Annotated in this window: 6 protein-coding genes and 2 pseudogenes; 4 read left to right on the plus strand and 4 right to left on the minus strand. The window is 72.1% G+C overall.

Going from position 1 to position 10,789, the window contains the following annotated elements; all coding sequences use genetic code 11:
- Positions 1–80: 80 nt before the first annotated feature.
- From ACGF5T_RS28085 to ACGF5T_RS28100, 4 genes are all read left to right on the plus strand, one after another.
- On the plus strand, positions 81–884 hold the full coding sequence (locus ACGF5T_RS28085) for an oxygenase MpaB family protein (RefSeq protein ID WP_361010242.1): 804 nt from the start codon (positions 81–83) through the stop codon (positions 882–884).
- A 249-nt stretch (positions 885–1,133) separates the two neighbouring features.
- The gene (locus ACGF5T_RS28090) at positions 1,134–3,503 is read left to right on the plus strand and encodes a molybdopterin cofactor-binding domain-containing protein (RefSeq protein ID WP_366767616.1); all 2,370 of its coding nucleotides are present in this window, start codon (positions 1,134–1,136) and stop codon (positions 3,501–3,503) included.
- 15 nt (positions 3,504–3,518) lie between these two features.
- The gene (locus tag ACGF5T_RS28095; RefSeq protein WP_366767617.1) at positions 3,519–3,995 is read left to right on the plus strand and encodes a (2Fe-2S)-binding protein; all 477 of its coding nucleotides are present in this window, start codon (positions 3,519–3,521) and stop codon (positions 3,993–3,995) included.
- 106 nt (positions 3,996–4,101) lie between these two features.
- Positions 4,102–5,154 carry a porin PorA family protein gene (locus tag ACGF5T_RS28100; protein WP_366767618.1) on the plus strand — a complete coding sequence of 351 codons (1,053 nt, stop codon included), beginning with the start codon at positions 4,102–4,104 and terminating at the stop codon, positions 5,152–5,154.
- Positions 5,155–5,175: 21 nt separating this feature from the next.
- Here the strand turns inward: ACGF5T_RS28100 and ACGF5T_RS28105 are convergent.
- From ACGF5T_RS28105 to ACGF5T_RS28120, 4 genes and pseudogenes are all read right to left on the minus strand, one after another.
- A pseudogene (locus ACGF5T_RS28105) lies at positions 5,176–6,700 on the minus strand (aldehyde dehydrogenase family protein).
- A gap of 133 nt (positions 6,701–6,833) precedes the next feature.
- Positions 6,834–8,092: pseudogene (locus tag ACGF5T_RS28110) on the minus strand (GAF domain-containing protein).
- Between the two features lie 155 nt (positions 8,093–8,247).
- A complete protein-coding gene (locus ACGF5T_RS28115) occupies positions 8,248–8,853 on the minus strand; it encodes an N-acetylmuramoyl-L-alanine amidase (protein WP_356606544.1) in 606 nt (201 codons plus the stop codon).
- A 341-nt stretch (positions 8,854–9,194) separates the two neighbouring features.
- On the minus strand, positions 9,195–10,403 hold the full coding sequence (locus tag ACGF5T_RS28120; RefSeq protein ID WP_366767619.1) for an ROK family transcriptional regulator: 1,209 nt from the start codon (positions 10,401–10,403) through the stop codon (positions 9,195–9,197).
- Positions 10,404–10,789 lie beyond the last annotated feature (386 nt).

Below are 10,789 nucleotides of genomic sequence, written 5' to 3' on the forward strand. Positions count from 1 at the left end.
GGCGGCCGTCGGACACGGGTGAGGCGGAGCCTCCGTGGACACGGCTCCGCGATCAGGAAGTGGCGTCCGGCAGCGGGCTGATGAGCACGGCCATTCCGCGGGAGGCGCGCGCCGTCTACTACTCCAAGGGCGGTGCGGACATGAAGGACCGCATCGCGAAGACCGCCCGGCTCGGCTACGACGTCGGGGACCTGGACGCCTACCAGCCGCGGGGCGGGATGATCGTCACCGCGGTGAAGACCCGGATGGTGCACGCGGCCGTGCGGCACCTGCTGCCGCAGTCGCCCGGCTGGTCCCGTACCAGCGGCGGCCAGACGATCCCGATCAGCCAGGCCGACATCATGGTCACCTGGCACAGCCTCTCCACGTTTGTCATGAGCAAGCTAAAAGACTGGCGAGTGCCGGTCAGCTCCGCCGAGTCGGACGGTTTCCTGCACGTGTGGCAGGTCACCGCGCACATGCTGGGTGTCCTGGACGAGTACATCCCCGCGTCCTGGGACGAGGCCGATGCCCAGTCCCGGCAGGTGCTGGACCCGATCCTGGCCTCCACGCCGGAGGGCATCGAACTGACCGACGTGCTCCTCGACATCGTCGCCGAACTCGACGCCGGCCTCACCCGGCCGCTGATCAACGCGTTCTCGAGGTACACGCTGGGCGACCGGACCGGGGACCTGATCGGGCTGGACCGGGAGCCGTTCTGGCAGCCGGTGATCAGCGGTGCCTGGCCGCTGCTGGTGGCCTTCCGCGAGGGGCTCATCCCCCTGCCGCTGATCCCGCAGGCGGCCTGGGCCGTGGAGGAGGCGATCCGCAAGTTCGTCCTGCTCTTCCTCTCCGAGGGGCGGCCCATCGACCTGGAGATACCCGACGCCAACCGGCCTTCCTGACCCTGACCACCAGTGCGCGGGGCATGCCGTCGCGACGTTCCCCGCGCACCACCGCACTGGCCACCGCACTGGCCACCGCCGAGTCCGCCGCCACCGGCCCGCCCCACTCTCCGGGGCCGGCGTGACTCCTCACCACGAATCCGGGGTCGAGACGATGACGACATCACGCACCACCCGAACGAACGGGTCGCGCCCCGCCCGGACCGGCGGGCGGGTACGGCGGTCGACGCGGAGCGCGGGGGCCCGCCGGTGACCGCCGCGGACCGCGCGCCGGAGCAGGGCTCCGGGGCACAGCCGTTCGCCAGGAGGCGCTTCCTGGGCTACGTGCTGGCCGCGCCCACCCTGACGACCGCGGCCCACCTCGTCCCCGCCCCCCGGGCCGGCGCGGCGGGCGCCCCGCCACCGGCGGCCTCCTCCCGGGAGACCCCCTCACCCGACATCCCCTCAAGCGAGATCCCCTCACCCGAGATCACGGAACTGATCGACCTGAACGACGTGATGACCGCCGCCGCCCTGCCGACGTCCGGCCTGATCAAGGTCGAGGTGAACGAGGACTCCACCGTCTCCTTCGCCCTGCCGCGGACCGAGGTGGGGCAGGGCATCACCACGTCCACGGCCATGCTGATCGCAGAGGAACTCGGCGTACCGCTCGCACAGGTGCACATCACCCTGGCCGACGCGCGACCGGAACTGCTGTTCAACCAGCTCACCGGCGGATCGAACACCACCTTCTCCACCTACACCCCGATCCGGGTCGCCGCCGCCCTCGCCAGGAACCGGCTGCTCGCTGCGGCGGCCACCGAATGGGGGGTCCCCGCGTCCCGGTTGACCCTGAACGGGGGCCGCGTCACCGGCCCCGGCAACCGGAGCACCGACATCGGGCCCCTGTCCCGCAAGGCCGCCGGGCCGCGGACCGAGCAGGTCGCCGTGACCCTGAAGCCACGCGACCTGTTCACGGTCATCGGCAAGCCGCACGGCCGCCTCGACGCTCTGGCGGCCGTCACCGGACGCAAGACGTTCACACTGGACCTGGACGTCCCGGACGCCCTGCCGACCATGGTGTGCCGGCCCCCGACGATCAACGGCAGGGTCGGGACGGTGTCCAACCTGCGCGAGGTCCTCGCCCTGCCCGGCGTCACCGACGTCGTGGCGATCTCGACCGGGGTCGCGGTGCGCGCGACCACCTTCGGCCGGTGCATCGACGCCGTACGCGCGCTGCGGGTGCAGTGGAGGCCCGGCAGCGCCGAGGGCAAGTCCGACGCGTCCGTGCTCAAGTCGCTGGCGGCGGCCGAACTGCCCCTCGGACCACCGCCGCTGACGCCGTACGTGGAGGAGAAGTTCACCTTCCACTTCCGCAGCAACAGCGCGCTGGAGCCGAACGCCGCGATAGCCGACATCCGCGCCGACCGCGCCGAGATCTGGTCGAGCCTGAAGGCGCCGATCGTCGCCAAGCAGGCGATCGCCGCCCAGCTCGGCCTGCCGCCGGGCGCGGTGAAGGTGCATGTCACCGAGGGAGGCGGCTCCTTCGGCCGCAAGCTCTTCTTCGACGCCGCGCTGGAGGCCGCCGAGGTCTCGCAGCGGATCCGCAAGCCGGTGAAGCTCATGTGGCACCGCGCGGACGACGCCCGCCAGGGGCGGACGCACCCGATGGCCACCTCCCGGGTGCGCATCGCCTACCTCGGCGGCACCGTGCTCGGCTACCGGCAGCGGCACACCAGCGTCTCCACCGACCTCGGCCACGGCCTCGGGGAGATCTTCACCGCCCTGGCCGCGCAACTGCCGGTGGGTGACATCGGCTTCGCGGAGACCTTCTTCCAGCTCTCCCAGTCGATGCCCTACGACTTCGGCGTCAACAGCCGCCTGCTGAGCGAGACGGACAGGGGATTCAACACCGGCAGCATGCGCAACGTCTACTCCCCGGACGTCACCTGCGCCCGCGAACCGCTCGTCGACCGGCTGGCCGGCCGGATGGGCAAGGACCCCTACCGGTTCCGCCACGACTTCCTGCGGGACGACGCCGTCCGTGCCGTACTGGACAAGGCCGCCGAGGCAGGGGACTGGGGCAGGAGCATGCCCGCCGGGACGGCGCAGGGCATCGCCTTCCACTCCGAGTACCACTCCGCCGGCGCCGTGCTCGTCGAGATCGACTGCCGTCCGGAGACGGTCGGGCGGCCCGTCCGCGACGGCGTCACCGGCCCGCGGGTCACCAAGGCGGTGATCGTCGTCGACGTCGGTCTGGCCGTCAACCCGCGCGGACTCGAAGCCCAGATGACGGGATGCCTCATGGACGGGATCGCGCTGGCCCTGACCTCCAGCCTCCACCTGAGCGACGGCGCCTTCCTGGAGGCCAGTTGGGACAACTACTTCTACACCCGTCAGTGGAACACGCCTCCCGAGCTGAAGGTCGTCGTGATGCCGGCGACCGGCGACCGGCCGGGCGGCGCCGGCGAACTCGGCGTGGCCGCCTCGACGGCCGCCGTCGCCTGCGCGTACGGCCGCGCCACCGGGACGATGCCGACGGTCTTCCCCGTCAACCACGGCACGCTCTCCTTCGTACCCAAACCCACCGTCCCGCCCGTCCCGGCCTCACCCACCGACGGCCTGGACCACGTCCGCTGAGCCCTGGGAGTTCCCGTGCCTGAGCACACGTTCCGCCTCAATGGCGAGCAGGTCACCGTCGAGGCCGCGGACGACGAGCGGCTGCTGTGGGTCCTCCGGGACATCCTCGGCGTGACCGGGCCGAAGTACGGCTGCGGCATCAACGTCTGCAAAGCCTGTACGAGCCACCTCAACGGCCGTGCGGCCAACCCCTGCGCCATTCCCGTGAAGGACCTGCGGCCCACCGACGAGGTCACCACCATCGAGGGCCTGCCCGCCACGGTGGGGGCGGACCTGCACCCGATGCAGGAGGCGTGGATCGACCTGGACGTGGCCCAGTGCGGCTACTGCCAACCCGGCCAGATCATGGCCGCCGTCGCGCTGGTCCGCCGCGTCCGGGAGGAGGGCCGTTCGGTCACCGAGGCCGACCTGAACGGCATCCGCAACATCTGCCGCTGCGGCACCTACCCCCGGATCCGCGAAGCGATCAGAGCAGGCGCCCGCACCGTGTGACCCACCTGATGCGACCCACTCCATGCGACCCACACCATGTGACCCATGACAGAGACCCGTGACAGAGATCCGCGACAGATACCTGCGACAGAGAGGGGAGGACCCCGTGTCCGTTCGTCGTACACCACTCGTACTCGTCACCGTGGCCGCCGTGCTGGTCGCGGCGGCGGCGGTCGTACGCTTCGTCGTCGCCCCCGCCGCGACGAAACTGCCCGATGACACCGACCAGAAGGTCCACTACACGGGCCGCGCCACCCTGCTGGACGCCGAGGCCCTGAGAACGGGGGACACCGCGCACGCGCTGAGAACGGACGTCCCCGTGAGCGTGGAGCGGCGCGTGCGTGCCGTCTCCACCCTCGGTGACACCGCGCTCGTCGAGGACACGCTGACCGTCACCGCGGACGGGCGGTCCCTGCCGAGCTCCAAGACCTACGCCGTGGACCGGCGGAGCAGGAAGGGCACGGCCCCTCCGTCCGGGACGCCCGTCGAGCCCTCGCGGGGCGCGTTGAGTTCGGCCTTCCCGCCGGACGCGGCGCGGGACGACTCCTACACCTACTACGACTCCACGACGCGCTCGATCGTGCCCGTTCGCCACACGGGCTCCGCGAAGCGCGAGGGCCGCACGGTGAACGTCTACGAGATCACGGTCTCGGCACCCGTCAAGGACCCGGAAGTGCTCGCACCGCTGCCGGACGCGCTGCCCAGGAAGCTCGTCGCCGGTCTCGGGTCCGCCCTCGATCCCGCCGCCCGGGCCCGCCTCGCCCCCGAGGCGCCGGCCGCGCTGCCGGACCCCGTTCCCCTCACCTACGTCTGCCGGTCGACGCTGGTCGCCCACATCGACCGGCAGACCGGGATCGCCATCGACCAGACCGTCGACCGTACGATCCTGGCGACCACCGGGACGCAGGGCGCGACGACGCCGCTGCTGCCGGTGTCCGCCCTCACCTTCGAGGTGACCCCCGACAGCTCCGCGGACCTCGCGGACAAGGCGTCCACGGCCGGCCGGCTGCTGACCCTGATGACGGTCACGACGCCGCTCACCCTGCTCGCCGTCGCGGTCGCGCTCGTCGCGACCGCTCTCGTCCTCGCACGGCGCCGCCAACCGCACCGAGCCACCGACCACACGGAGGAGAACACCCGTCCCGGCACCCCGGCATGAGGTGCCCCCCTACATGAGGTGCTAGAAGAACCCGAGTTTGCGGGGGCTGTAGGAACAGAGAATGTTCTTCGTCTGCTGGTAGTGCTCCAGCATCATCTTGTGGTTCTCCCGGCCGATCCCGGACTGCTTGTAGCCGCCCAAGGGCGGCATGCGCCGGGTAGGCGTGGTAGCAGTTCGTCCAGACGCGGCCCGCCTGGATCGCGCGGCCCGCTCGGTACGCGGTGTTCATGTCGCGGGTCCATACACCGGCACCCAGCCCGTACAGGGTGTCGTTGGCGGTCTTGACGGCGTCGTCGAAGTCGTCGAAGGACGTGACCGACACCACCGGGCCGAAGATCTCCTCCTGGAAGATCCGCATCCGGTTGTGGCCCTCGAAGATCGTCGGCTGGACGTAGTAGCCGCCCTTCAACTCGCCGTCGTACTCGATCCGTTCGCCACCCGTGAGGATCTTGGCGCCCTCCTGACGGCCGATGTCCAGGTAGGAGAGGATCTTCTCCAGCTGGTCGTTGGATGCCTGAGCGCCGATCATCGTGTCGGTGTCCAGGGGGTGGCCCGGCCTGATCAGCTCGGTGCGCGCGACGGCGGCCTCGAGGAACTCGGCGTAGTTGCCGCGCTGGATCAGCGCCCGGGACGGGCAGGTGCACACCTCGCCTTGGTTGAGCGCGAACATCGTGAAGCCCTCGAGCGCCTTGTCACGGAAGTCGTCGTCCCGCGCCCAGACGTCGTCGAAGAAGATGTTCGGTGACTTGCCCCCCAGCTCCAGGGTGACCGGCTTCATGTTCTCCGACGCGTACTGCATGATCAGCCGCCCGGTGGTGGTCTCCCCGGTGAACGCCACCTTCGCCACGCGCGGGCTCGACGCCAGCGGCTTGCCCGCCTCCACGCCGAAGCCGTTGACGACGTTGAGGACGCCGGGCGGCAGGAGGTCGGAGACCAGGCTCAGCCAGTAGTGGATGGAGGCCGGGGTCTGTTCGGCGGGCTTCAGGACCACCGCGTTGCCGGCCGCGAGAGCGGGCGCCAGCTTCCAGACCGCCATCAGGATCGGGAAGTTCCACGGAATGATCTGCGCGACGACCCCCAGCGGCTCGTGGAAGTGGTACGCGACCGTGTCGTCGTCGATCTCGCCGATCGAGCCCTCCTGGGCGCGGACCGCGCCCGCGAAGTAGCGGAAGTGGTCGATGGCGAGCGGGATGTCGGCCGCCAGAGTCTCGCGCACCGGCTTTCCGTTCTCCCAGCTCTCCGCGACCGCCAGGCTCTCCAGGTTCGCCTCCATGCGATCGGCGATCCGCAGCAGGATGTCGGAGCGTTCGGTCACCGATGTGCGGCCCCAGCCGGGCGCGGCCTCGTGCGCGGCGTCGAGTGCGCGCTCCACGTCCTCCGCCGTACCGCGCGCGACCTCCGTGAAGGGCCGGCCGTCCACCGGCGACGGGTTCTCGAAGTACTGCCCCCGCGCCGGCGGCACGTACGCGCCGCCGATGAAGTGGTCGTAGCGCGACTGATAGGAGACGATCGCGCCCTCGGTGCCGGGCGCCGCGTAACGGGTCATCCTGTGCCTCCCTCATCGAGCGCTGCCCGCCGTTGGACAGCTCCGCCCGTGAGGCTAGGAGGCGGGACGTTGCGGGGACGTTGCGTGGCGGCGACCCCCTCGAGGGCGGCGGCCCGCCACACCCGGCGGGTGATCACCACGCCCCGGGTGCCGCCAGCTCCGACTCCAGCGCGGCCAGCCGGGACCGGGCCGCAGCCGTGGGCCGCGCCGCGACCAGCGCCCGCCAGACGTCCAGATCGTCCTCGCCCCAGGGCGCGTGCGCCCAGTCGGCCAACAGGTCGGGATCACGGCAGGCGATCAACGCGGCGCGCAGACCGTCGGTGAGCCGGCGCCTGAGCCGGGTCACCGCCGGGGCCTGGGAACCGGGCAGGAGCGGTCCGGCGTACGCCGTCGCGGCCGCCGTCACCGCACCGGCCCGCAGGCGCCGCTCGACCACGGCGGCGTCGGAGTCGACGGGCATCGTGAGCCGGTACGGCCGTGAAGCCAGCCGCCCCGGCCCCAGGAGCGCACGGAGCCGGGCCAGTTCGGCGCGCAGTGTCACCGGCGGAACCGCCTCGTCCCGGTAGAGCGCGCACAGCAGCTCGTCGCCGGTCAGGCCCTCCGGGTGGTGGGCCAGCAGCACCACCATCTCACTGTGGCGCCGGCTCAGTCTGACGGTGCGGCCTTCCGCGCTCAGCAGGGCCTCGTCCCGGCCCAGCGCGGTCAGCTGAGCCGTCCGGGCCTCCGGTGGCTCCGGGGCCAGCAGCGCCAACTGCGACTCCGCGGCACGGGCGACCGCCTGGACGAAGCCCAGACTGTGCGGGTGCGCCAGACCGTCCCCGCCGGTGATGTCCACCGCACCGAGCACCCGCCCGGTGCGGGGATCGTGCACCGGAGCCGCCGCGCACGTCCACGGCTGGACCCGCCGGACGAAGTGCTCGGCCGCGAAGACCTGGACCGGACGGCCGACCGCCACCGCCGTACCCGGTGCGTTCGTGCCGACCGCGGACTCCGCCCACCGGGCGCCGGGCACGAAGTTCATCCGCCCCGCCCGGCGCCGCGTGGCCGGATGGCCTTCGACCCACAGCAGCCTGCCGTGCGCGTCGCACACGGCGAGCAGATGCTCGCCGTCGGCGGCGAACGCCCCAGCAGTTCCCGGATGAGCGGCATCACCCGCGCCAGCGGGTGTTCGGCCCGGTAGGCACCCAGGTCGCCGTCCGTGAGCTCCACGTGCGCGCTGCTGTCCGGGCCGACGCCCGCCCGGACCGAGCGCCGCCACGACTCCGCCACGACCGGGCGCACGGGACGCGGCACGGTCCCCGCCTCGGTGAAGGTCGCGTGCGCCCGCCGCAGCGCCCGCGCGCGTTCGACGGGGTCGGTCCCCGGCTCCAGAGCCAGCCACGGATCGGTCAACTCGGCCTCCCCGGAGAGTGATGCGGTGGGGACATCGTCACTCCGGGGACAGGCGCGGACAACCTTTTCGACCAGCGGGGTCACCCGGGCGGGGCCGCGGCGGCCCGACACCGGGCGCGGAACGGGTGGCGAAGAGAAGGCGAACAGCTGCCGGGTCAGGCGAAGTTGACCAGTCTGATGTAGCGGGTCCAGTCCCACAGGGGCCCCGGATCCGTGTGATCGCTGCCCGGTACCTCGTGGTGCGCGATGATGTGGCTGCGGTCCTTGGGAATGCCGTACCTGGTGCAGATCGCCGCGGTGAGCCGGGCGGACTCCTCGTACAGGGCGTTGGTGAAGTACTCGGGCCGGTCCACCCACCCCTCGTGCTCGATGCCGATGCTGCGGGTGTTGTAGTCCCAGTTCCCCGCGTGCCAGGCGACGTCCGCCTCACGGACGCACTGGGCCACGTGCCCGTCGGCGGACCGGACGACGTAGTGCGCGGAGACCTGCTTGTCCGGATTGCGGAAGATGGAGAGGGTGTCGGCGTACGTCTCCTGCGTGACGTGGACGACCACGTAGTCGACCGGATAGGTGGTGGGCCGGCTCGACGGGGTGTAGTTGGACGTGCTCGCCGGCTGCCACTCGGCGGAGGGGTGGTCGACGGCGGCGGGCCGGGCGGCGGCCCGGGTACCGGAGAGCAGGGCGTACGGGACGGTGGCGAGCGCGGCTCCCTTCAGGAGCCGTCGCCTGGTCGGAACAGGTGTGGTCCTTTCCCTTTCCATGGGTCTGCCCTTTCGTGGGGTGGGGGACGAGCACCGCCCCCCCGTGTGAGATCTGTCGGTGCGAATCACCGTACGGGCGACGGAGGTTGCGCAGGAGAGCGCCGCGCCGTTCCGTGGACGGACGCCTCCTTGTGGACATCTCGCTCACTCGATCGAGTGAAAAGGGTGTGGCAGGGGATGGTTTGAGCGGAGCGGAGCGGGCGGGGCGAGCGGGGCGGGCGAGCAGCCGGTGGCGGGTCGGCGTAGGAGCATGAGGGCCCGGACCGACGACGAAGCCCCGTCCTCGGGTGGGGTTCAGGCCCGCTCCGCCCCGACGACGAAGCCCCGTCCTCGGGTCGGGTTCACGCCCGCTCCGCCACCACCGCCGGATCGTCCAGGACCGCCCGTACCACCGAGTGCGCGGCGCCGAGCAGCGGACCCTGCGGGCCCAGCTCCGACACGGAGACCGGACAGGCCGGGCCGGCCGTGCGCCGGGCCAGTTCGTCCCGCAGGGACGGCAGCAGCCAGGGCGCGAGTCCGGCCAGCGCCCCGCCCAGCACCACGCTCTCCGGGTCCAGCAGGTTCACCGCGCCGGTCAGCGCGATGCCGAGTGCCCTGCCCGCGTCGCTCAGCGCTTGCCGTACGGCCTCGTCGCCCTCCGTCGCGCGCCCCGCGAGCAGTCCCACGCGGTCCTCGCCCGGCTCCACCCCGGCCGCGCGCAGTACCGCCTTCTCGCCGGCGTACTGCTCCAGGCACCCCCGCCCGCCGCAGGCGCACTCCGGTCCGTCGGGTCGGACCGGGACGTGGCCCAGTTCCCCGGCGAATCCACGGGTACCGCGCAGCAGCCGTCCGTCGACGACCACCGCGGCACCAATGCCGATCTCGGCCGACACGTGCAGGAAGTCCCGCGGGGTGCCGCCACCGAGCCAGAGTTCGGCGAGCGCGCCGAAGTTGGCTTCGTTGTCCACGGTCAGCGGCAGGTCGGCGGGGAGCAGAAGGCCCAGGTCGGCGTCGTGCCAGTCCAGGTTCGGAGCGCGTACGACGGTCCGGGCGTCCCGGGCCACGAGACCCGGCACGGCCACCGCGAGACCGGCGGGCCACAGCCCCTCCGACTCGGCCTCCGACACGACCTGCCGCACCAGACCGTTGAGTTGCTCGGCCACCGGCTCCAGCGAGCGGCCCCGGTTGCTGCCGTACCGCACGGCCCGGGACCGCACCCGCCCGCGCAGATCCACCGCGCAGACCGCGAGGTGGTCGACGCCGACTTCGGCACCGATGCCCGCCGGGCCCTGTGCGCTGACGGCGAGCGCCGAACCGGGCCGTCCCACCCGGCCGGGCCGCTCGGGGCCCAGCTCCTCCAGGAGCCCCGACCGGATGAGCTCGTCCACCAGCGTCGACACGGCGGCTCGCGTGAGCCCGATGCGTGAGGCGACGGCGGCTCGGGACAGCGGGCCCTCGGCACTGACGGTGTGCATCACCCGGGCGAGGTTGCGGCGACGCATGCCCTGCTGGGTGTCCGGCAGCGGGCGCCCGGCGCGTGCCGGACGGTCTTCGTGCGGGGGTGCGGTCATGCCTCCGTCAGTCCTTGGTCGGGCCCGGTCGGTCCCGGTCGGTTTGTCAGTATCGGTCGAGGGCGGTCGGTTCCGCTGAGTCCTGGTCGGGCCCAGTGGATCTCGGTCGGTTCGGTAGGTCACGGTCGGTTCGATGGGTCTGGTCGGGCCGGTCGGGCCGGTCGGGCTCGGCCGGCCGGCCGGCCGGGTCATCGTCACACGCCCGCCGACGCGGACCGACGGCGGTCCGTGTGATCCCCGCCATCGTCCGACGCGTCCCTCGGCGAACGACCCGTCGCCCGTCGTCCGTCCGGGGGGGTGCCCCTATGAGTTTGGTCAAGCTGATGGGGCGGGTTGGGGTTCGTAGAAGGTGCCGTCGCGGAGCATCGCGAAGAGCACGTCGGCTC

Source organism: Streptomyces sp. NPDC047853 (assembly GCF_043204535.1).
Taxonomy (GTDB): Bacteria; Actinomycetota; Actinomycetes; order Streptomycetales; family Streptomycetaceae; genus Streptomyces.

Excerpts from the sequence above, each read along its gene's own strand:
- ACGF5T_RS28085 (WP_361010242.1), top strand. The coding sequence starts at position 81 with ATGAGCACGGCCATTCCGCGGGAGGCGCGCGCCGTCTACTACTCCAAG.
- ACGF5T_RS28115 (WP_356606544.1), bottom strand. The coding sequence starts at position 8,853 with ATGGAAAGGGAAAGGACCACACCTGTTCCGACCAGGCGACGGCTCCTG.
- ACGF5T_RS28120 (WP_366767619.1), bottom strand. The coding sequence starts at position 10,403 with ATGACCGCACCCCCGCACGAAGACCGTCCGGCACGCGCCGGGCGCCCG.